The sequence below is a fragment of the Streptomyces sp. NPDC026394 genome (genome assembly GCF_055567735.1).
In genome coordinates, this window is the sequence record NZ_JBVHPX010000007.1 from 22,150 (window position 1) to 43,955 (window position 21,806).

Sequence of the window (21,806 nt, forward strand, 5' to 3'; positions counted from 1 at the left end):
CTGACCGATGACATGACCGAGGGCAACGAAACACAGTGAGCGAGTTCGACTACGAGAAGGACGGCGCGGAGATCTACCGCCAGTCCTTCGCCACCATCCGCGCCGAGGCGGACCTCGCGGACCTGCCCGACGACGTCAGCCGGGTCGCCGTCCGCATGATCCACGCCTGCGGCATGACCGACCTCGTACGCGACCTGGTGTACTCCCCGAAGGTCGTCGCCCACGCGAGCGAGGCCCTGCGCGGCGGCGCCCCCGTCCTCTGCGACGCCAACATGGTCGCCAGCGGCGTCACCCGCAAGCGGCTGCCCGCGGACAACGAGGTGCTCTGCACCCTCGCCGACCCGTCCGTACCGGACCTGGCCAAGCGCATGGGCACCACCCGCAGCGCCGCCGCCCTCGAACTGTGGCGCGACCGCCTGGACGGCGCGGTGGTCGCCGTCGGCAACGCCCCCACCGCCCTCTTCCGACTCCTGGAGATGATCGAGGAGGGCGCGCCCCGCCCGGCCGCCGTCATCGGCATCCCGGTCGGCTTCATCGGCGCGGCCGAGTCCAAGGACGCGCTGGCCCAGCACCCCGCGGGCCTGGAACACCTGGTGGTACGCGGCCGGCGCGGCGGCAGCGCCATGGCCGCGGCAGCGATCAACGCGATAGCGAGCGTGGAAGAGTGACCGAGCAGCACACCGCAGGCCACACGGCCGAGCCGTCCGCCCCTGCCCCGGGCCGCCTGTACGGAGTCGGCCTCGGCCCCGGCGACCCTTCCCTCATGACGCTGCGCGCCGTCGAGGTCATCTCCTCCGCCGACGTGATCGCGTACCACAGCGCCCGGCACGGCCGCTCGATCGCCCGTTCCATCGCCGAGCGCCACATCCGCCCGGACCACCACGAAGAACCCCTGGTCTACCCGGTCACCACCGAGTCCACGGACCACCCCGACGGCTACCGGGGCGCCCTCAACGACTTCTACACCGAGGCCGCCGCCCGCCTCGCCGCCCACCTCGACGCGGGCCGCACGGTCGCCGTACTCGCCGAGGGCGACCCCCTCTTCTACGGCTCGTACCAGCACATGCACCAGCGTCTGGCCGACCGGTACGAGACCGAGGTCATCCCCGGCGTCACCTCCGTGAGCGCCGCCGCGGCCCGCCTCGGCAAGCCCCTGTGCGAGGCGGACGAGGTCCTCACCATCCTCCCCGGCACCCTGCCCGCCGAGGAACTGACCGCCCGTCTCGCCGCCACCGACGCCGCCGTCGTCATGAAGCTCGGCCGCACCTTCCCCTCCGTGCACCAGGCCCTGACCGACTCCGGCCGCCTCCCGGAGGCCGACTACGTCGAACGCGCCACGATGCCCGGCGAACGCACGGCGCCCCTCTCGGACGTGGACCCGTCCACCGTCCCCTACTTCTCCGTCGCCGTCGTCCCCAGCCGCATCGCCACCCCGCCCCCCGCCCCCGTCTCCGGCTCGGTCGTGGTCGTCGGCACCGGCCCGGCAGGCCCCCGCTGGCTCACCCCCGAATCGCGCGGCGCCCTCGCCTCCGCCACCGACCTCGTCGGCTACACCACCTACCTGGACCGCGTCCCCGTACGCCCCGGGCAGGAGCGCCACGCCTCCGACAACAAGGTCGAGTCCGAACGCGCCGAACTCGCCTTGGACCTGGCCCGCCGCGGCCGCCGGGTCGCGGTCGTCTCCGGCGGTGATCCCGGCATCTTCGCGATGGCCACCGCCGTCCTCGAAGTAGCCGCCCAGGAGCCTTACCGCGCCATCCCCGTACACGTCCTCCCCGGCGTCACCGCAGCCAACGCTGCCGCCGCCCGCGCCGGCGCGCCCCTCGGCCACGACTACGCGGTCATCTCCCTCTCCGACCGCCTCAAGCCCTGGGAGGTCATCGCCGACCGCCTCCACGCGGCCGCCTCCGCCGACCTGGCACTGGCCCTGTACAACCCCGGCTCCCGCACCCGCACCTGGCAGGTCGCCAAGGCCCGCGAACTCCTCCTGGAACACCGCGCCCCCGACACCCCGGTGGTCATGGCCCGCGACGTCGGCGGCCCGACCGAATCCGTCCGTGTGGTCCCCCTGGCCGACCTCGCCCCGGAGGAGGTCGACATGCGCACCATCCTCCTCATCGGCTCCTCCCAGACGGAATCGGTACGGCGGGACAACACCGACCGGGACACGGTCTGGACGCCACGGCGCTACCCGGAGAAGTAGCCGCGTGACGGCCGGACCGGGCGCACACCCCGGCCCGGCCGTACCGCCCCGTATCCCTTCTCCCGGTCGAATACCCGCCACAAGGTCCCCACTCAGCAGGCGAATTCAGCCACCACCGGGCCGTGCCACCCCCGATCACCTACCCTCGGCGCGGTCCCGCCCACCCGGCGGACGACACACCGGAACACGCAGGCGGGGGCGGCACCACATGACCGGCACATCCAGAACCAGGCACACGCACTTACGCACCGCCGCAGCCACCGCCACGGCACTCCTGCTGACAACCTCAGCCACCGGCTGCGCCACCGAGGACGAACGCTGCGGTCCGGCCCCCTCGTCGCGCTACCGTGCCGCCGATCTCCACGGCGCCTGGACCTCCCTGAAGGGCGGCCGCCTCAAGCTCAGCGACCTCGGCGGCAAGCTGGGCCAGACCTTCGTCACCCTCGACTGGCCGAAAAACACCACCCTCGACCAGACCGTCAACGGCGCCCCCCTCGAAGGCGGCCTCTCCGGCAAGGGCAACTGGTCCCTCTCCACCGACCACACCACCCTCACCCTCACCTTCGACCGCCTGGACGCCGACCTGGAACGCAGCACCATCCACACCCTGCGGACCGGCGAGGAGAAGAACCGCCCGGTGCTCTACACCAGGGTCGGAGACCCGAAGGAGTGCCACGTGCTCACGCTGACGCGGCAGGGGGACTGAGCAGGGGTCCGGTGATGGGCCGGGGCCGGCAATGAGAGCCCCGCCCGTACCGCGACAAGGGCGCTTGGCGGTAGTGCGCGACCGCTCCTCCGCCTGTTCGGACGCCCCGACAACCGGTACGCCCTCCGATATGGCCGGCTTTCGGGCGTCCAACGCCGGCGCCCCCGCATGCACCGCTGTCAGCTTCGGCACGGGCAGGGGCTCGAAGGAAGACGGTGTGTCCGCGCTCGACGGGGAGGGGCTGAGTCAGGAGCGGTGGTCGCGCCCCTTCAGTTCGCCTATGAAGGCAACCCACGCGGCGTGGGTGAATATCAGCGTTGGGCCGTCTGCGTCCTTGCTGTCGCGTACGCGCAGCGAACCGGTGACCGCGTCGGCTACCTCGACACAGTTGCCGTCGCCGCCGTTGCTGTGGCTGCTCTTACGCCACCTCCCCGCCGCCGGGCCGTTGCCTCTACTCATGCCGTACTGCCCTCCAACAGGTGCTTGATGTACGCGACCGAGTCACACGGCGCCAGCGCCAAGTCCCACAACCGTTCATAGGACAGGCGGTACTGCGCCACCTCTGCCGCGTCCTCGATGAGTTCCCCCGACTTGTTGCCTTCAAGGTAGGCAACGGCACTTCCGTCCGCCATCCACAAGAGGGAAAGCGAGCCACCGAGCAGGTCGTGTACTCCCGCACTGAGCGGAAGTACCTGCAAGACGATGTTCGGCACGTCGGCGGACGCCATGAGATGCGCAAGCTGGGCCTGCCAGATCTCCGCGTCTTTCAACGGCCGCATGAGTACCGACTCGTCGATGATCACGCGGATATGGGGAGGCGTCGCTCGGCACAGGATTTCCTGCCTGCCGATGCGGGTCGCGACCGCCTCCTCCACTTCCTCTTCGCAGAGAGGCGTCGGGGCCGACGGGAGAACCGCCTTGGCGTAGTCCTCTGTCTGCAACAGGCCAGGCAGCACCATCATGTACTTGTGCATGACAGTGGCCCTCGCCTCGTACCACATGAACGACTTGTAGCGGTCTTTGAAAGCGTCCTGACGTGCGAGCCTCCACAGCCCAACAAGCAATTTGCCCGTTCCGTAGACCCGGTCCAGCGCCTCCATGACCTCCCGCCGCGACAGGCGCTCGCCGTTTTCCAGGCGGTTCAAGTACGTACGGTCGTACCTGGTTTCCTCAGCGAGCTGAGCCAGCGACATCCCGGATGCGTCCCGCAAACGGCTCGACTCACGCGCGAGCACCTCACGCGCCGACTCCTCTGCTCCGGCACCCTCCGTAGCCATGCGGCCTCCTCTGTTGCCCCTTCAGGGGTGACAACAGCGCCCCCCTACCTGCGGCTTGTCCGGAGGGTAACCATGGATGGACACAAGGTGCCCACGAACTCCATCGTCCACTCAAAGGCAGAAACACGTGGCTACGAATACGCCCACCCGAACCACGAACCCGATCAAAAACGCCGAGGAAGCGCGCGACGAACTCCGTACCGCCCTCACCGCAGTCGGCGTCAAACTGCCCACCCTGAGCCTGGACGCCGCCTCCCTCACCGGCGACATCGCCCGCCCGCTCGTCACCCTCGGCCGCTGCACCCCCGAGGTGGCCCGCCGCCTCGCCGCCGTACTCCGGACGTGCTCCACGTGACCGCCGAACAGCCGCGACCTCCGGAGCGGCCGTCAGAGCCGCCTCCGCCCCCGGGCCTGCCCATCCGCCGCGAGGCCCTGGAGGCACGTGTCCGGGAAGCCAACCGTTGGAGTGCGTCATGGCCCGGTGAAACGCGGCTCCGCGCGCCATAATCCAGCCAGGAGCCTGAACATTGCCCCTCGGACAAGAATGCGCGAAGCGACGGCAGTCCCCGCACCGAAGCCCTGGGGTTCGACACGGATGCGGCCCTTCCCCAAGGCATCCACCCTTGCCCCCGCCCGGGCCGTACTCGCCCCCGAGAGCCGAACCGCCCGGTGGCAGCACCCGGACGGGAGCGAACTGTCCACGCTGGAGCGGCACAGGCGATCGGAAACATCTTCCGGGACGGCGGTGCTGACCAACCCGGACGGCAACGCCGACCAGGGCAGTGACCAGGAAGGCGACACCGATTGACCGGTCAGCCACCCGTCCTGGTGGTCACCAGGCCGGACGACGCGACGGCAGACGTGGTGACGACCGAGCTGTACCGGCGCGCGGTCCCGGTCGTCCGCTTGGACCCGGGCGATTTCCCCACCGAGGTCGCCCTCAATGCCCACCTCGGCGAGGACGGTCTCACGGGGACCATCCGTACAGCGACCAGGAACGTGTCCCTCTCTGAGGTACGGGCCGTCTCCTGGCGGCGGCCCACCTCCTGCCCGCCTCCGCCGCTCCTCGCGGAGCAGGATGCTCGGTGGTGCGTGGAACAGGCCCGGTACGGCCTTGGCGGAGTGCTGGCCGCGCTACCGGGTGCGCACTACGTGAATCACCCGTGGCGCAACACCTCGCGGTCACAGCGCCAGCAGCCAGTCGACCGCCTGCCCCGGAGCCTCGACGACCGGTACACCGGGCGGGACCGCCGGCCTCTGTACGACCACCACCGGTACCCCCGCCTCCCGCGCCGCCGCCAGCTTCGGGGCGGTGGCTGTCGCGCCGCTGTCCTTCGTCACCAGGACGTCGATGCGGTGCTCGCGGAGCAGGGCGCGTTCGCCTTCGAGGGTGAAGGGGCCGCGGTCGAGGAGGGTCTCCATCCGGGGCGGGAACGGGGGCTCGGGGGCGTCCACGGAGCGGACGAGGAACCAGAGGTCGGTGAGGTGGGCGAAGGTGGCGAGGCCCATGCGGCCGGTGGTGAGGAAGACGCGGTGGCCGAGGGCGGGGAGAGTGGCGGCGGCCTCTTCGAGGGAGGCGGCCGGGTGCCAGTCGTCGCCCGGACCGGGGACCCAGCCGGGCCTGCGGAGGGCGAGCAGGGGAACATGGGCGGAGGCGGCCGCCTGCGCCGCGTTGAAACTGATCGTGCCGGCGAAGGGATGGGTGGCGTCGATGAGCGCGTCCACCGCGTGCTCGCGCAGCCAGTGTGCGAGGCCGTCCGGGCCTCCGAAACCGCCGATGCGCACCTCTCCGGCCGGGAGCCGGGGCGCGGCCACCCGGCCGGCCAGGGATGTGGTGACGCGCAGGCCGGGGTGCCCGTCCGCCAGTTCGGCGGCCAGCCGGCGGGCCTCGGTCGTGCCGCCGAGGATCAGGACGTGGGGAACACGCGCAGGTGCGGCGGGACCGGTCATGGCGGGCGGCATTCTCCATGGCTGAGACGGGTGCGGTTCCGGGTTCGGAGGGGAACAGTACGGGAGACGCGGGAAGCGGTGCCGGCGGCCGTACGGCGCAGCTCGCGCACACCGGGCTGCGGCACGGCTGGACGACCGGGGCCTGTGCGACCGCGGCGACGACCGCCGCGTACACGGCGCTGCTGACCGGGGACTTCCCGGACCCGGTGACGATCACCCTGCCGAAGGGGCAGACACCCGCGTTCGCGCTGGCCGCCGAGGAGCTGCCCGCGGACCGCGCCACGGCCATGGCGGCCGTGGTCAAGGACGCGGGAGACGATCCCGACGTGACGCACGGGGCGCTGATCCGGGCCACCGTGCGCCGGCTTCCGGCGGGCAGCGGCGTGGTGTTCAAGGCCGGGCCGGGGGTGGGTACGGTCACCCGCCCCGGGCTGCCGCTGGACGTGGGCGAACCGGCGGTCAATCCCGTGCCGCGGCAGATGATGCGGGAGCACGTCGCGGAGGTCGCGCGGCGGTACGGGGGCAGTGCGGACGTCGAGGTCGAGCTGTCGGTCGATCATGGTGAGGAGATCGCGCGCAGTACGTGGAACCCGCGGCTGGGGATCTTGGGAGGACTGTCGATCCTGGGGACTACCGGGATCGTGGTGCCGTACTCGTGCTCGGCGTGGATCGACTCGATCCGGCGGGGTGTGGATGTGGCGCGTGCGGCGGGGCGTACGCATGTGGCCGGGTGCACCGGTTCGACCTCGGAGAAGGTCGTCGTCGCCGAGCACGGCCTGCCCGAGGACGCGCTGCTGGACATGGGCGACTTCGCGGGCGCGGTGCTGAAGTACGTACGGCGGCATCCCGTGCCCAGGCTGACCGTGTGCGGCGGGTTCGCGAAGCTGTCGAAGCTGGCGGCGGGGCACCTGGACCTGCACTCGGCGCGGTCGCAGGTGGACAAGGGGTTTCTCGCCGAGCTGGCGCGGCAGGGCGGTGCGGACGCGGAGCTGACGGGCGAGGTCGCCGTGGCCAATACGGGGCTGGCCGCGCTCCAGTTGTGCGCGGCGCGCGGCGTACCGCTCGGTGACCTGGTCGCCAGGACGGCCCGCGACGAGGCGCTGGCGGTCCTGCGAGGCGCGCCGGTCGCGGTGGATGTGATCTGCATCGACCGGGCGGGGAACGTGGTGGGACGGGTCGGACCCCGGGGGCCGCGGGACGGGGAGTGACAGGCGCGGGCCTGGCGTACGCCCGCGTTCCGTTATGCGGCGGCCGGGCCCGGCGGTGCGGGCGGCGCGGGCGGCGCTTGGAACGGCACATCCTTCGCGTACGCGATGATTTCGACCTCGTCACCGAGGGCCCACTCCGCGACCCGCGAGGCCATCGCCGCCGGGACTCCCTCCGTCTCGCCCGGCGCGGGCGGTACGTCGTACGTGCCGTGCGCGTCGTGCGGCAGGACGACGCGGTACTCGCGCTCCAGGGCGGACCGCGAGGTCGCCAGCACGCACATCTCGGACATCACGCCGCAGACGACGAGGGACCGTACGCCGGACTCGGTGAGCAGCTCGCCCAGCGGCGTCCCGGCGAAACCGTCGTCCTGCGTCTTGCGGAGCACGACCTCGCGCGGGCCGGGCTCGACGTTCAGGTGCAGCTCCCAGCCCCGGGTGCCCGTCTCGTCGGACATACCGGGCGCACCGTCGTTCTGGAGGTGGACGATGAGCGCGCCGGCCGCCCGCGCCCGGTCGACCAGGTCCTCGGCGCGCGCCTGGACGGCCGCCGCGTGCGGTGCCGCGCCCTCGCCGGCGAAGAAGGCCGACTGCATGTCGACGACGATCAGCGCTTCGACAGGCTCGGGCAGGGGCTTGTCGGACTCGTGCGGGGTCTTGTCGGACTCGGCCAGGGCTTCGACGGGCTCGGGCTGCGGCATCGCGTTCATCCGGTCGATTCTGCTGAGGCCGCCGTACCCGATCAACCGGTTATCCGGCCTGCGCGTCGCGGAGTTGGCCGGACTCCGCCGCGCATCCCCGTTCCCGCTCCGTCGAGTACAGGTGGCTGTCGCGGAACTGCGAGGCGCCCAGCGTGCGGCCGACCATGATGACCGCCGTACGGACCACACCCGCCGCCTTCACCTGGTCCGCGATGTCGGCGAGCGTGCCGCGCAGCACCAGTTCGTCGGGGCGGGAGGCCATCGCGACGACCGCGGCGGGGCAGTCGGCGCCGTAGTGCGGCAGGAGTTCGCCGACGACCCGGTCCACGTAACGGGCCGCGAGGTGCAGGACCAGGAGGGCGCCGCTGCGGCCCAGGGTCGCCAGGTCCTCGCCCTCGGGCATGGGGGTGGCCTGCTGGGCGATACGGGTGAGGATGACGGTCTGGCCGACGGTGGGGACGGTCAGTTCGCGTTTGAGGGCGGCCGCCGCGGCGGCGAACGCCGGAACGCCGGGGACGACCTCGTACGGCACGCCCGCCGCGTCCAGGCGGCGCATCTGCTCGGCCACGGCGCTGAAGACGGACGGGTCGCCGGAGTGCAGCCGGGCGACGTCCTGGCCGGCCTCGTGGGCGCTGACCAGTTCGGCGGTGATCCGGTCGAGGTCCAGGTTCGCGGTGTCGACCAGGCGGGCGCCGGGCGGGCACTCGTCCAGCAGTTCGCGCGGCACCAGACTGCCCGCGTACAGGCAGACCTCGCAGCGCGCCAGGACGCGGGCGCCGCGCAGCGTGATCAGGTCGGCCGCGCCCGGTCCGGCGCCGATGAAGTGGACGGTCACTGTGCGTCTCCTGAGGCGGTGGGGTCGGAGGGGGCGATGGGGTCGGTGGTGGCAAAGGGGGCTGTGGTGCCGGAGGGGGCCGTCGCGGCGGAGGGGACGGAAGGTGCGGTAGGTGAGGGCGTCGCGGGCTTCGTCACCGACCACTGCGTGACCGGCATCGCCTGCCGCCAGCCGGTGAAGCCGCCCACCGGTACGGCGTGCGCGACCGCGAGCCGTACGAGGTCGCCGCCGTGCCGCCGGTACCAGTCGGCGAGCAGCGCCTCGGACTCCAGCGTGACGGTGTTGGCCACCAGCCGGCCGCCCGGCGGCAGCGCCGCCCAGCATGCCTCCAGGAGGCCGGGGGCGGTGAGGCCGCCGCCGATGAACACGGCGTGCGGGGCCGGGAGTCCGGCGAGCGCTTCGGGCGCGGGGCCGGTGACCACGCGCAGTGCCGGTACGCCGAGCGCGTCCGCGTTGCGGGCGATGCGTCCGGCCCGTACGGCGTCCCGCTCGACGGCGACGGCGCGGCAGGTGCGGTGCGTACGCATCCACTCGATGCCGATGGAGCCGGAGCCGCCGCCGACGTCCCACAGCAGTTCGCCGGGGGCGGGGGCCAGCGCGGCGAGGGTGGCGGCGCGTACATGGCGCTTGGTCAGCTGGCCGTCGTGCTCGTACGCGTCGTCCGGCAGACCGGGGGCGGCGGAGAGGCGGAGGGCTTCGGGGGCGCGGGAGCAGTCCAGGGCGATGACGTTGAGCGGGTCGATCGCGTGGAGCGGATGGCCCGTGGGGGTCGGGTCGGTGGCGTCGGTGGCGGGCGGGGGCGGCCAGTCCGCGGCCGTGACCTCGGCCTGCCGTTCGCGCGGGCCACCGAGCTGTTCCAGTACGCGCATCCGGGTCGGCCCGAAACCGTGCTCCCGCAGCAGCCCGGCGACCTGCGCGGGAGTCTCGGCGCCCGCGGAGAGGACGAGCAGCCGGCGACCGTCGTGCAGGGCGGCCGCCAGGCCCGCGAGGGGGCGGCCGACGAGGGTGACGACCTCGGTGTCCTCGACGGGCCAGCCGAGCCGGGCGCACGCGTACGAGACGGAGGACGGGTGCGGCAGCACACGCGGCGGCGCGGCACCCGCCTCGGCGAGCACTTCGGTGAGCGTCCGCCCGATGCCGTGGAACATCGGGTCGCCGCTGGCCAGGACGCACACCTCGCGCCCGGCGTGCGCGGCGAGCAACCCCGGTACGGCGGGCCGCAGCGGCGACGGCCACGGAACCCGCTCGCCCGCGCACTCCGCGGGCAACAGGGCGAGCTGCCGTGCGCCCCCGACGAGCGCCCCCGCGCCCCGCAGCACCTCTTGTGAGGCGGCCGGCAGCCCGTCCCAGCCGTCCGCGCCGATTCCGACGACGGTGACACGGGCGGGGCCGGGGACGCGCGGTACGGGGGCCGCCGACGACGGTTCGGGCGTACCCGGCGCGGGCGCTGCGGGCGGCGGGGCGGGGCTCACTGCCGGTTACCTCATGGCTTCGGGTCGGCCGCCGTACGGGGCGGCACGACGGGGTCCGGTGGACGCGGAAAGTCAACCGGGAGCAGACAACCCGGTCGGTGCGTTTCCAGAGTAAGAGGCGGTGCTCACGGCCCTCACCGGCGGGCTCCGGCCGCCGCTGCGCGCGATGCCCGCGGAACCGCCGCCGAATTCGTTTCACGGGCGCATAATTGGCTACTCCTAGTAATCGTGGCTTCACCGAGCGATGCTGTTCGGTGACGCGCGAACCGGGCTCCGAGGGAAGGCGCTGCGATCATGGACACAGTGGAACGCGCAACGGCGGGCGAAAAGATCACGGACGCGGAGGCGGCGCTGGACGAACTCCAGGCCGCGCTGGCCGGAGTGGGCATCACCCTGCCGTCACTGGGCCTGGACGGCCCGTCGCTGGCGGCCGACGCACCACGGCCGCTGGTGGAACTGGGCCGCTGCGCGCCCGACGTGGCACGGCGGCTGGCGGCCGCGCTGCGGTGCACGGGCCGGGAACGGTGAGGCCGCGGCGAGCGGTGAGGGCGCGGCAAGCCGTGAGAGCACGGCGAACGGCTACGGTGCGGCGGACGGCGACGGTGCGGCGAGCGGTGAGCGGCGGGTGGCCCGGAGAAGAAGGGTGCGGCGGGCTGCGGCTTCCGGGCCCGTAGAACCTGCTGAGCCCGGCCCGGCCCCGGGCAGGACCGGACCCGGCCCGGACCGGCCCCGGACAGGACCTGGCCCGGCCCGAACCCGGATAGGAACCGAACCGAGGAATCGGCTGGGGCGGAGACCGCCGACCCGCGTTGCGGCGGCGTGCCACGGACGCGTGGGCCACGCCGGCGGCGGACGTCTGCGCCCCGCCCTCTCGGCAATACAGGCCCCTCCTGTTCGAGGAGTCTGCGCAGTGGTGGTGCAGGTGTGGCGACGCCCCCGCGCGGACATGAAGGAGTACACCTGCCGCAACGCCCCACCAGCCCCGTGAGCCCCCTGCGCGGGCCCGCCATCGCGGCCGGCCACCGGGGCAAGGTTTCCTCAAGGACCGGTCAAGGCTTCCGTCCCGCGCCGCGGGCATCCCCACCTCAACCGGCCGACGTGTCCGGTCCGGAACACGCCGGCTTGATCCGACAGGGGGATGCCATGGGGGCATTGAGCGCTTTCGACAAGAATTCACCACACCAGTTACGTGAGTGGCTGACCCTCACCGGCCGCAAACGCGTCCTCGTCGTCGCCCACACGGTGACGTACATCAAACGCCTCCAGGAAGTGTTCTCGCTCCTGGAGTCCGACCTGCGGGTCCAGGTCCTGTTCACCGCCCCTCCGCACCCGTTCGGGGACGGGGTGGCCGCGTTCCTCCACCGGCTCGGCAGCGCGGTGCTGCCCTGGGAGAAGGCGGCCCGGCTCGAATACGACCTCGCGCTCGCCGCGGGGCCGCGCGGGCTGGGTGAGATCAGCGCGCCGCTGATCACGTTGCCGCACGGGGCCAACTACCTCAAGCGCATCATCGAGGGCACGGACGCCCGGGTGGCCGGCCTGGGGCGCCCGGACATCGTTCCGGACGGCCGGTGCCTGCCCGCCGCCGTGGTTCTGCCCCACCGGGACGACCTGCACGGCCTGGCGCAGTTGTGCCCGGAAGCCCTCCCCGTGGCCTCCGTGGTCGGGGACCCGGTGCACGACCGCATCGTGGCCAGCCTGCCCCGGCGCCCCGCCTACCGGCGGGCGCTCGGACTGCGCAAGGGGCAGAAGCTCGTCGCCGTGGTGTCCACCTGGGGCGCGCTGTCGTCCTTCGGGGCGATCGAAGCGCTGATCCCCCGCCTCATCAACGAGTTGTCCGGCAAGGACCGGCGGGTGGCGCTGCTGATCCATCCCAACGTCTGGTCGGGGCACGGCGCCTGGCAGGTACGGGCCTGGCTGGCGCAGTGCCGGCGGCACGGCATCGCCGTCGTACCGCCCGAGGCGGACTGGCGATCCGTCCTGGTGGCGGCGGACTGGATCATCGGGGACCACGGGTCGGTGACGCTGTACGGAACACTGACCCGCGCCCCGATCCTGCTCGCCTCGTCGCCGGAGCGGGAGATCAACCCCATGTCGCCCGCCGCGACCCTGGCGCGGACCGCTCCTGCCCTGTCTCCTGGCCATTCGCTCACCAGCCAACTGGCGTACGCCGCCGCCGAGTACGCGGAGCACCAGGGCGAGGAGTACGCGGCCATCGCGTCCCGGATCACCTCGGAACCGGGGCGGTTCACGAGAAACATGCGGCGGCTGATGTACCGGGTCCTGGGCCTGGGGCAGCCCGCGCACCCGGCGGTCACCCGGCAACTGCCGCTGCCGCCGCGCCTGGACTCCTGGTGCGCCTCGGACGCCGGTGCGGATACGGAGGCGACGGCATGATCGGTACGTGGGGCACGTCGGGCACGGCCGGCACGTCGGGCACGGCCGGCACGTCGGGCACGGCCGGTACGCCGGGCACAGCCGGTACGTGGGGCACGGCCGGTACCGCCGGTACCGCCGGTACCACCGCGCTACCGGCATCCGGCGGCCGGTGGGGGTGGCACCGTTCAGTACGGGTGCTCTCCGGGCCGCCGACCGCCGGTGCTTTCCGTACGGGAGCCGCCCCGGTACCCGGCATCACCCTCACCACGCGAACCGGAGTACGCACCGTGCTCGTCCGCACCGGGCAGCCGGACGTACCGGCCAGACCGGCCGCACCGGCCGCACCGGCCGCACCGGCCGCGCACCAGGCACTCCTCGGCACCGACGACCACTTCACCGTCGACGCCGACACCTGCGCCGAAGAGCCCTGGCTCGACTGCGCGGACGTCCTGGTCCACAGCCGGCCACGGCAGCGGCGCGAAGCGTGGCTTCGGCTCGACCGCGTACTCGCTCGCCATGTCGGCTGCCGGCTCGCGGCCTCGCCCCTTCTGGACGGCACCTGTGCCGTGGCGGTCCGCGACGGCACCCGATGCCTGCTGCGTCTCACCGAAGGGTCGGGTGCGGCGGGGCCGGAGAGATGGTCGCAGGCCGCGTCGTGCCTCCACGGCCTGGTCTCCACGGGGCACACCCTGGACGGGCTGCGTCACGTCAGCTTTCTGACGGGTCCGTAGGGCGCTCCTCCCGGGGGCCTGCCGGATCCACCGGCCTGCTCGTATCACCCAGGCCGGCCAGCAGGTCCCCTACGCGCCGGGCGTTCGAAGGGCTCTGTGACGCGTACAGATTCCTGGCGCGCTCCCAGTGTTCACGTGCCGTGTCCGGGAGGGAGTGCTCGCGCGCACACGCTCCCAGCATCTCCGACACCCGCGCCTGCCAGTGGGCGGACCCCGCGGAGGCGAAGAACCGCAGCGCCTCGCCGAGACGCTCCGCCGCCGTGTCGTACGTCCCGGTCAGCGCACTCGCCCGTCCGGAGAAGGCGAGCGCCCGCGCGGCGTCGTACGGGTCGTCCAGCGCCACCAGCGCTTCGTACGCCTGCGAGAAGAGTTCCGCCGCTCGCTCGGCCGGGCCGCCCGCGCCGCCGGAACGTTCTCTCTCCGCGTCCTCCAGCGCGATCTCGCCCAGTATGATCCGCGCCAGTGCCACTCCCCGCTCGTACCCCGCGGCCTGCCAGGTCGAGATGGACCGGTGGAGGTGGTCCGCCGCTTCCCGGAAACGTCCCGCCTCCCGGTGCGCGGCGCCGAGGCCGAGCAGCGCCTGCCCCTCGTCACGGGTGTCGCCCGCCTCGCGGGCGGCCCGCAGTGACTGCGTGAACCAGTCGATCGCGTCATCGGTGCGCCCGGCCGCGTTCAGGCCTATGGCACCGGAGTTCAGCATCTGGCGTTCCGCCGCACGGTCTCCGTCGCGGCGCGCCGCCCGGCGGCCGATCTCGTGTGCTTCGATCCAGAGGTCGTAGTAGCGCAGCCGGTGGAACATGGGCCATAACGCGTCCACGAGTTGCCAGGCCAGCTTGTCCCACCGCTTCTCGTCAGCGGTGCGCACGGTCGCCATCAGGTCCGCGCGCCGGGTCTCCAGCCAGGTGAGGGCGCCGCTCTCGTCCGTGAAGGGGCAGGAAAGGGCCGGTTCGTAGGCGTACGTGCGACCGAGGGTGAACTGTATGGGAGAGAGCAGCGCCTGTGCTGCTGACGCGGTGCGCAGGTGCCAGTCACCCACGCGCCGAAGCGTTTCTTCCCGGGCTGCCGGGCTCTCTTCCGCCCGGCCGCGTTCCTCGGCGTGCAGGCGGACGAGGTCGTGGAAGCGGTAGGCGTCCGGGCCCGTGTCCTCCACCAGGTTGGCCTCGACCAGCACGTCCAGCAGCCGCTCCGCCTCGCCGAGGGGCACGTCGAGAGCCACCGCCGCGAGGCGCGCGTCCAGTTCCCGGGCCGGGAGCAGCGCGAGGCGCCGGTACAGCCGGGCCGCCTCGGGCGTCAGTACCGCATACGACTCGTCCAGCGCCGCGTACACCGACAATTCCCCCTCCACGGCCAGCGCCGCCAACCGTCCTCGGTCCTGCTCCAACGCTTCCACCATGGTGCGCACCGGCTGCCGGGGGCGGGAGGCGAGCCGGGCGGACGCCAGGCACACCGCCAAGGGCAGACCGGCGCACAGGGACACGACCTGGTGCACCGCGCCGCCCTCACGCCGTACGCGCTCCGCGCCGATCCCCCGGGCAAGAATCTCGACGGCGGCATCCTGCTCCAGCAGGCCCAGTTCGTGGTACAGCGCTCCGTCGGCGCGCAGCCCGGTCAAGCGGTATCTGCTGGTCACGACGGTCAGACTGGGCCGGCCGCCGGGCAGCAGGGCCCGTGCCTGGGCGGCGGACAGGACGTTGTCGAGCATGATCGATATGTGCAGGCCGGCGGTGACCGAGCGCCACAGCGCGGCTCGCTCGCCCAGGCCGCGAGGCACCTCCCCGACGCCCAGCGCGCGCAGGAACTGGCTCATGACGTCGCCCGGAGCGGCCGGCCCGGTGTCCGAGTGGCCGCGGAGATCGGCGTACAACTGGCCGTCGGGAAATCGCTCGGTCATCCCGCGCAGCCATCGGGACACCAGGGCCGTCTTGCCGATTCCGGCGGGCCCGCTGACGACGATCAACGGGGTGGACAGCTCGGGAAATCTTCCGTGGAGATCCGCCAGTGCCGACAGATCATTTTCCCGGTCGGTGAAATGCGGCGTCACGGACAGAAGCTGGCGCGGAACGGGAAGCCGCGCGGCGGGGTCCCCGTGCACGTGTATGCCGCCGCTGACATCTCCCGTCTGGATACTCGTACCGTGAATCCTGGCCGAACCGCCAATGGCGTTCACATCCCGGCGCATCCCCCACCCCCGTCCGGTACGTCATGGATCACTTCAGCTCTACCCACGGAACAGTGACGGGAGACCTCCGGAAGGACGGCGGATGCCGCGAAGCCCGGCCACGGACCCGAACCGGCCACCCCCGGTGCCTACTGGCCACTTCAACCATTGAGTGCCATGCTCACCGAACCGGTATGGGGCGCCGATGAGGGGAGGCGCTGATGGAGATTTTCGTCCTCGGCCCCATTTGCCTCGGCTCGGACACGCACCGGGTCGGCCTCGGCTCCGACAAAGAGCGTGGCGTTCTCGCGTCGCTGGCCTTGTCCGTGGGCCGGCCCGTCGCCCTGGACGCATTGATCGACCGCCTTTGGGACGGCGCACCGCCGGGCAAAGCCCGTGAGTCGGTTCACACGTATGTGTCACGCATTCGCAAATCCATACGCGTGGCCGCCGCCGGAACCGGTCTTCCCGAGGCTGCGGCGATCACCCATCATGCGCACACTTATACCCTCGAAATTCTGCCCGAACGCATTGACTGGCACCGTTTCCGGGCTCTCGTCTCCAGGGCCCGGCGCCTGTCGGACGACGGGGGTGACGACCGGGCGGTCGCGCTGCTTCACCAGGCGGACGACCTGTGGCGCGGCGATCCCCTCGCGGGCCTGCCGGGATCGTGGGCCGAGCGGACGCGGACGAGTCTGGCCGAACAGCGCCTCAGCGCCACGACCTCGCGTATCGCCATGCAGTTGCGTCTGGGGCGCTTCAGCGAGGTGGTCGGTGTGCTCTGCTCCCTGGTCGACCAGTTCCCCGACGACGAAACCCTCCTCGGCTACTACATGCTGGCCTGTTACGGCTGCGGCCGGCACGCGGACGCCTTACGGATCTACCAGGAAGCCCGCCGGAAACTCCGTACGGAACTGGGCTCCGACCCCAGCGAAGAACTCGCGCGCATCCACCAGAGAATTCTGCGGCGCGTGCCGGCCCGCGAGGTCCTTTTCGACGGCCCGCAACATGCCCCTGACACATTCCGTACGGATTACGCCCCGCACAACCTGCCACGTCAGGTCGCTCTCGTCGGCCGCCGGCCGGAAATGCGGCGGTTCCACGCCGTCATCGCCGCCGCGAGCCGGACGGAAGGGGACGGTTACGCCTCCATCGTGGCCCTGGAAGCGATTTCCGGTATGGCCGGCGTGGGCAAGACGGCCCTGGCCGTGAACGCCGCCAGTGCGCTGGGCCGCCACTTCCCCGACGGGCAGCTCTACATCGACCTGCGCACCCATGCCCGCGTCCAGGAACCGATGAGCGCCGCCACCGCGCTGGCAACCCTGCTCCGCCTCCTGGGAGTTCCGGCGACCGCCATTCCTGCCGCGCTCGAAGAACGCACGGACCTGTGGCGGACGATGCTTTCGCACAAAAGAGCCGTCATCATCCTCGACGACGCCGCCGACACCGACCAGGTACGCCCGCTTCTTCCCGGCCTGTCACCCTCGCTCATCATCATCACCAGCCGCCGCCATTTGGCGGGATTACCCGGTGCCCACTCCCTCGCTCTCGATGTACTCCCCCCGCAGGACGCCGTGGCCCTCTTCCGTACGTTCTCCGGTCAGGAACGCACCCAGGACACCACCGGCATATCCCGGATCGTGAGCCTCTGCGGACATCTGCCGCTCGCCATCGAGATCGCCGCCAACCGGTTCAACGCCCGCCCCGCCTGGTCCCTGGCCGACCTCCGCGAACGACTCACCCGGGGCCCCGGCCGGCTCGCGGAACTGCACGACGGATACTCGGAGGTGGCCCGCGCCTTCGAGATGTCCTACCTGACGCTGACTCCCGCTCAGCAGTCCGCGTTCCGCCGCCTCGCCCTCCATCTGGGCGCCGAGTTCGGCCCGCACGCGGCGTCCGCTCTGCTGGGCCTGCCCCCGCAGCAAACGGAACGGCTTCTCGAAAGCCTGCTGTACTGCCATTTGCTCCAGGAGCCCCGCCCCGACCGGTACCGGTTCCACGACCTGCTCGGGGAGTACGCACGGGCACTGGCGCATTCCGAGGACGACGAGGAAACCCGCGACCAGGCCGTGCATCGCCTGATCGACTATTACTTGTCCGCCACCGAGACCGCTGACGCTCTCGTCTATCCGCAGCGGCCCCGGATGGCCCGTCAGCGCGCCGACAGCACCACCGGCTCCGTCGGCACCGTCGGCACCCGTCTGCCCTGGCGCGACGCCGAGGCGGCGAAGGAATGGCTCGTCACGGAACGCTCCAACCTCCTCACTGTGGAGCGCCATGCGCGCACCCACGGCATTCCCCGCCAGGCCGCACTGCTCAGCCACGCGCTGGCGGAGTTCCTGGACGCCGAATGCCATTGGGTGGACACCGACCGGATGCAGCGGCACGCCGTCGATCACTGGAAACAGGCGGGTGACCAGCGCGCACTCTGCCTGGCCCTGCTCGACCTGAGCGCCACCCGCACGAACACCGGGCACTACCCCGAGGCCATGGCGGCCGCCCGCCACGCGCTCGAACTGGCACGCGCCACACATGCCCCGGACGCGGAAGCCGACGCGCTGCGCAAACTGGGCATCCTGCACTGGAATCACGGCCGGAATCACGAGGCACTCGCCGCGCACCGGGAAGCCATCGCCGTACATGTCCGCTCGGGCAATACCTGGGGCCAGGCCCGCTGCGAAAACAACTATGCCATTTCCCTATTACATCTGGGAAAGCACCAGGAAGCTCTGGAGTATTTCACCCGGGCGATCGACACGTTCCAGCAGGCCGGCGACCGGCGGAATTCCGCCAAATGCATCAACAACCTCGGTGATCTGCACCTGCAAGTGGGCGATGTGGAGCTGGCACGCCGGACGTACGAAACCTCCCTCGCCCTCACCATGGACGTCGGAAGCCTCTCCGACGTGGCGACGATGCAGGCCAATCTCGCCGGACTGCTCTCCGCCTCGGCCGACCGGCACGACGTCGCTTCTGGCATGGACATGTTTAGGGAGTGCCTGTTCACCTTCCGGCGGCTCGGTGACCGAAAGAACGAGGGAAATGCTCTGATCGGCCTGGGCACGGCCCACTTCGGCCTAGGACAGTTCACCGAGGCGGCCACCCACCATCAGCAGGCCCTGACGCTCGCCCGGAGCATCGGCGCCGCCCAGGAAGAGGCGCGCGCTCTGCGGTGCCTGGGAAGCGCGGAGGCGGCACTCGGCCACCTCGCCGTCGCGGCGGAACACCTTTGCGCGGCGATTTCGCTCGCCCACCGAATTCACTTCCCGGAGGAAGAGGCGCGGGCGACGGATGCCCTGGCGGAGGTACGGCTCCGGGAGGGGAGCCGCGAAGCGGCCCAGGAGCTGTGGCGACAGGCGTTCGAATTGTTCGATGGTCTGGACAAGACGGAGGCGTCTCGGGTGGCTCGACGCCTTGATACAAAAGACGCCAAGAGTTGACAGTATTGTCAACCAACGTGCGTCGGAAGTAAGTTACTGATGAGCAAGTGTTGTCTTCCTGGCGACACGCATGGTCCAATGCGCCCTCAAGATCAGTCAAGCTTTCGACCGAGGACCATGCAAAGTGCACAATTGCGTAACTAGGCGTCTCGTCGCCTTAGCACTGGCCGGCGCCGCAGCCCTTCTGGCGCTGACCGTAGCGACCGCCTCGCCCGCGGCTGTGGAAGATCAAAAAGCCGCCCACAGCATGGTGTCCGCCACCGCGACACCCACCATGCGCGCGATCGCGAGGATATGTATACCGACGTAGACGCTCACGTCCGTCGTCAGTCGCGCCGAGGGGGCCGACGCAAGACCTGCGTCGGCCCCCTCGGCAGCCTCCGCCCCGCACCCCCCTGACCTGCACCGATGCGCCATCCGACGGTAATGACAACGGTCACCGGTGCAGCCTTTGGATCTAGCGGAGAAGTGCGGTTTGCTTCGTGGCGCACGTCCTGTCGGACGCCCCAGGGAGGAGCGCGCCCCATGACCGAGCACGCCCACAGCCACAGCCACGGACATGCGCATTCACATGCGCACTCGCACACCCTCTCCCCCGACGCCGATCGCCGCTGGCTGCGGGCCGCGCTGGTGCTGATCACCGCGTTCATGGCCGTGGAGGTGGTGATCGGGTTCCTGGCGCGCTCCCTGGCGCTGATCTCCGACGCGGCCCACATGCTCACCGACGCCGCCTCGATCGTGCTCGCCCTGGTCGCGATGCGGCTGGCCGCGCGGCCCGCGCGCGGTGGTTACACGTATGGACTCAAGCGCGCCGAGATCCTGTCCGCGCAGGCCAACGGCATCACTCTGCTCGTGCTGTCCCTCTGGCTCGGATACGAGGCGATCACCCGCCTGGTGTCACCGCCCGAGGTGACCGGCGGCCTGGTCCTGGTCACCGCGCTGGCCGGGGTCGTCGTCAACATCGCGGCCGCCTGGTGCATCTCCCGGGCCAACCGCAGCAGCCTGAACGTCGAGGGCGCCTACCAGCACATCCTCACCGACCTGTTCGGGTTCATCGCCACCGCCGTCGCCGGCGCGGTCGTCCTGACCACCGGCTTCGCGCGGGCCGACGCCATCGCCTCGCTCGTCGTGGTCGTCCTGATGCTGCGGGCGGGCACCGGCCTGGTCCGCGAGTCCGGGCGGATCTTCATGGAGGCCGCGCCGAGCGGTGTGGACCCGGACGCGCTGGGGGACCACCTGGTCGAGGTGGACCAGGTCGTGGAGGTCCACGACCTGCACATCTGGGAGATCACGTCCGGCGAACCGGCCCTGTCCGCGCACATCCTGGTCGCGGACGGCGGCGATTGCCACGCCGTACGGCGCGGCCTGCACGAGCTGCTGAGCCTGAAGTACGGCATCACCCATGCCACCCTCCAGGTCGACCACGTGGGCGAGCTGCCCCGGCCCGGCGAGGTGCTGTACATAGCGGCGGGGCCGGACGACGCGGCGCTGGCGCCCCCGCACTGCGAGGGCACGCACGGGCCGGTGCACCGGCCGGGCCCGCACGACCATTGAGGCGAGTCCGTCAGAAAGTGCCGTCCATCAGAAGGCGATGACTGTCAGAAGGTGCTGACTGTCGAAAGGTGACGACCGTCAGAAGGTGATGACCGTCTTGCCCTGCGTATGCCCCGCCCGGCTGGTCTCCAGCGCCTCCGGGGCCTCCCCCAGCGTGATCTCGTCGCCGAGGATCACGGTCAGCCGGCCCGCGTCGAGCTGACCGGCGAGGATCTCCAGGAGCTGCGGCGACGGCCGGTTCTGGAAGTTGAAGCCGCGCAGGTTGTGGTCGGTCAGCACGTCCGCGTCGGCGGACCCGACCGTGGAGACGGCCGTACCGCCGTCCCGTACGGTCCGGGTCATCTCGCCGAACGCGGCCGGACCGCTGACCAGGTCGAGCAGCACGTCCACACCGTCCGGGTGGGCGGCCAGCACCTGGTCGGCCACCGGGCCCAGCGTGTGGTCCACCGTCTCGGCGGCGCCCAGGCCGGCCACCAGGTCCGTCAGGCCCGGCCGCGCGGTGACGATCACCTCGGCGCCCCGGCCGGCCGCGAGCTGGGTGGCGAAGGTGCCGACACCGCCGGTCCCACCGACGATCAGGACCCGTTTGCCCTCGCTGATCCGGGTCTCCTCCACCAGGTTGTAGGCCGACGTCCCGGCGGTGGGGACGGCCGCCGAGGTCGCGTACGTGACGTTGCGGGCCGCGCCGGCCAAGGCCTTCTCCTCGGCCGCCGCGAACTCGCCGTACGAGCCGCCGCCCCGCTCCGGCCGCTGGAACTGGCCGAACACCGAGTCGCCCACCGTGAAGCGGCGCACTCCGGGGCCCACGGCGACCACCTCGCCCGCGCCGTCCGACCCCAGGACGAGCGGGAAGGTGTGCGGTGCCGCGTCCTTGAGAAGACCGTCGGCGATCTTCCAGTCAAGGGGGTTGACCCCGGCGGCGGACATCCGCACCAGGACCTCGCCCGGTCCGGGATCGGGCTCCGACAGTTCCATGAGCTGGGGCTGTTCGCCGAATGCGGTGACTGCTACGGCCTTCATCGTCGCGTTCCCTTCCGCCCGAACGATCCTCGATCCACCCTCCCGACCGGTGGCAGGGCAAGGGCCGCCGTCAACATGGCGCCCGTCGCGGCCCGCCTTCGGGTGAAACGACGCCAGGTGACGACAGCCCACAGGATCGTAAGCACGCGAACCGGGCGTATCCGGCAGGACGAGGGGC

The 21,806-nt window shown here is 71.6% G+C and carries 19 protein-coding genes and 1 pseudogene; 12 read left to right on the forward strand and 8 right to left on the reverse strand.

Features of this window, described 5'->3' with window-relative positions; genetic code table 11:
* Window positions 1-35: 35 nt before the first annotated feature.
* From ACZ4QV_RS18245 to ACZ4QV_RS18255, 3 genes are all read left to right on the forward strand, one after another.
* A complete protein-coding gene (locus tag ACZ4QV_RS18245; RefSeq protein ID WP_361160067.1) occupies window positions 36-668 on the forward strand; it encodes a precorrin-8X methylmutase in 633 nt (210 codons plus the stop codon).
* On the forward strand, window positions 665-2,203 hold the full coding sequence (locus tag ACZ4QV_RS18250) for a precorrin-2 C(20)-methyltransferase (protein WP_361160064.1): 1,539 nt from the start codon (window positions 665-667) through the stop codon (window positions 2,201-2,203). Before ACZ4QV_RS18245 ends, ACZ4QV_RS18250 begins: the two co-directional genes overlap by 4 nt.
* A 208-nt stretch (window positions 2,204-2,411) precedes the next feature.
* On the forward strand, window positions 2,412-2,909 hold the full coding sequence (locus tag ACZ4QV_RS18255) for a hypothetical protein (RefSeq protein WP_361581057.1): 498 nt from the start codon (window positions 2,412-2,414) through the stop codon (window positions 2,907-2,909).
* Between the two features lie 246 nt (window positions 2,910-3,155).
* On the opposite strand, the gene ACZ4QV_RS18260 is transcribed toward ACZ4QV_RS18255, so the two are convergent.
* Together ACZ4QV_RS18260 and ACZ4QV_RS18265 are read right to left on the reverse strand one after the other, a co-directional pair.
* Window positions 3,156-3,368: a DUF397 domain-containing protein gene (locus tag ACZ4QV_RS18260; protein ID WP_361581054.1), complete on the reverse strand. Its 213-nt coding sequence runs from the start codon at window positions 3,366-3,368 to the stop codon at window positions 3,156-3,158.
* Window positions 3,365-4,186, reverse strand: coding sequence for a helix-turn-helix domain-containing protein (locus ACZ4QV_RS18265; RefSeq protein WP_467763116.1), 822 nt, complete (start codon window positions 4,184-4,186; stop codon window positions 3,365-3,367). The genes ACZ4QV_RS18260 and ACZ4QV_RS18265 overlap by 4 nt, the downstream gene beginning before the upstream one ends.
* A 127-nt stretch (window positions 4,187-4,313) precedes the next feature.
* Between ACZ4QV_RS18265 and ACZ4QV_RS18270 the strand changes: the two genes are divergently transcribed.
* From ACZ4QV_RS18270 to ACZ4QV_RS18280, 3 genes and pseudogenes are all read left to right on the forward strand, one after another.
* Window positions 4,314-4,541: a hypothetical protein gene (locus ACZ4QV_RS18270; RefSeq protein ID WP_361160054.1), complete on the forward strand. Its 228-nt coding sequence runs from the start codon at window positions 4,314-4,316 to the stop codon at window positions 4,539-4,541.
* A 240-nt stretch (window positions 4,542-4,781) separates the two neighbouring features.
* The gene (locus ACZ4QV_RS18275; RefSeq protein ID WP_467763117.1) at window positions 4,782-4,994 is read left to right on the forward strand and encodes a putative ATP-grasp-modified RiPP; all 213 of its coding nucleotides are present in this window, start codon (window positions 4,782-4,784) and stop codon (window positions 4,992-4,994) included.
* Window positions 4,995-5,014: 20 nt separating this feature from the next.
* Window positions 5,015-5,338: pseudogene (locus ACZ4QV_RS18280) on the forward strand (MvdC/MvdD family ATP grasp protein); the annotation flags it as partial.
* Window positions 5,339-5,368: 30 nt separating this feature from the next.
* Here ACZ4QV_RS18280 and ACZ4QV_RS18285 read toward each other — a convergent pair.
* Window positions 5,369-6,136, reverse strand: a complete 768-nt coding sequence (locus tag ACZ4QV_RS18285; protein WP_361160044.1) for a cobalt-precorrin-6A reductase — start codon at window positions 6,134-6,136, stop codon at window positions 5,369-5,371.
* A 17-nt stretch (window positions 6,137-6,153) separates the two neighbouring features.
* On the opposite strand from ACZ4QV_RS18285, the gene ACZ4QV_RS18290 reads away from it, so the two are divergent.
* Complete coding sequence (locus ACZ4QV_RS18290) at window positions 6,154-7,344, forward strand: cobalt-precorrin-5B (C(1))-methyltransferase (RefSeq protein ID WP_467763118.1); 1,191 nt, start codon at window positions 6,154-6,156, stop codon at window positions 7,342-7,344.
* 32 nt (window positions 7,345-7,376) lie between these two features.
* Here ACZ4QV_RS18290 and ACZ4QV_RS18295 read toward each other — a convergent pair whose 3' ends face one another.
* From ACZ4QV_RS18295 to cbiE, 3 genes are all read right to left on the reverse strand, one after another.
* The gene (locus ACZ4QV_RS18295) at window positions 7,377-7,937 is read right to left on the reverse strand and encodes an isochorismatase family protein (protein WP_467763181.1); all 561 of its coding nucleotides are present in this window, start codon (window positions 7,935-7,937) and stop codon (window positions 7,377-7,379) included.
* A 154-nt stretch (window positions 7,938-8,091) separates the two neighbouring features.
* The gene (cobM, locus tag ACZ4QV_RS18300) at window positions 8,092-8,877 is read right to left on the reverse strand and encodes a precorrin-4 C(11)-methyltransferase (protein ID WP_467763119.1); all 786 of its coding nucleotides are present in this window, start codon (window positions 8,875-8,877) and stop codon (window positions 8,092-8,094) included.
* The gene (cbiE, locus tag ACZ4QV_RS18305) at window positions 8,874-10,349 is read right to left on the reverse strand and encodes a precorrin-6y C5,15-methyltransferase (decarboxylating) subunit CbiE (RefSeq protein WP_361160036.1); all 1,476 of its coding nucleotides are present in this window, start codon (window positions 10,347-10,349) and stop codon (window positions 8,874-8,876) included. The genes cobM and cbiE overlap by 4 nt, the downstream gene beginning before the upstream one ends.
* A gap of 294 nt (window positions 10,350-10,643) precedes the next feature.
* Between cbiE and ACZ4QV_RS18310 the strand changes: the two genes are divergently transcribed.
* From ACZ4QV_RS18310 to ACZ4QV_RS18320, 3 genes are all read left to right on the forward strand, one after another.
* Window positions 10,644-10,877, forward strand: a complete 234-nt coding sequence (locus ACZ4QV_RS18310; protein ID WP_361160033.1) for a hypothetical protein — start codon at window positions 10,644-10,646, stop codon at window positions 10,875-10,877.
* 615 nt (window positions 10,878-11,492) lie between these two features.
* The gene (locus ACZ4QV_RS18315; RefSeq protein WP_467763120.1) at window positions 11,493-12,743 is read left to right on the forward strand and encodes a hypothetical protein; all 1,251 of its coding nucleotides are present in this window, start codon (window positions 11,493-11,495) and stop codon (window positions 12,741-12,743) included.
* Window positions 12,740-13,456, forward strand: coding sequence for a hypothetical protein (locus ACZ4QV_RS18320; protein WP_361617250.1), 717 nt, complete (start codon window positions 12,740-12,742; stop codon window positions 13,454-13,456). Before ACZ4QV_RS18315 ends, ACZ4QV_RS18320 begins: the two co-directional genes overlap by 4 nt.
* Here ACZ4QV_RS18320 and ACZ4QV_RS18325 read toward each other — a convergent pair.
* A complete protein-coding gene (locus ACZ4QV_RS18325; protein WP_467763121.1) occupies window positions 13,434-15,497 on the reverse strand; it encodes a tetratricopeptide repeat protein in 2,064 nt (687 codons plus the stop codon). The two genes, ACZ4QV_RS18320 and ACZ4QV_RS18325, sit on opposite strands and share 23 nt — an antisense overlap.
* Window positions 15,498-16,057: 560 nt before the next feature.
* Between ACZ4QV_RS18325 and ACZ4QV_RS18330 the strand changes: the two genes are divergently transcribed.
* Window positions 16,058-19,054 (forward strand): AfsR/SARP family transcriptional regulator, encoded by a 2,997-nt coding sequence (locus tag ACZ4QV_RS18330; RefSeq protein WP_467763122.1) that lies wholly within the window; start codon window positions 16,058-16,060, stop codon window positions 19,052-19,054.
* 525 nt (window positions 19,055-19,579) lie between these two features.
* A complete protein-coding gene (locus ACZ4QV_RS18335) occupies window positions 19,580-20,608 on the forward strand; it encodes a cation diffusion facilitator family transporter (protein WP_467763123.1) in 1,029 nt (342 codons plus the stop codon).
* A gap of 78 nt (window positions 20,609-20,686) precedes the next feature.
* Here the strand turns inward: ACZ4QV_RS18335 and ACZ4QV_RS18340 are convergent, their stop codons facing one another.
* Window positions 20,687-21,628: an NADP-dependent oxidoreductase gene (locus tag ACZ4QV_RS18340; protein ID WP_361581028.1), complete on the reverse strand. Its 942-nt coding sequence runs from the start codon at window positions 21,626-21,628 to the stop codon at window positions 20,687-20,689.
* Window positions 21,629-21,806 lie beyond the last annotated feature (178 nt).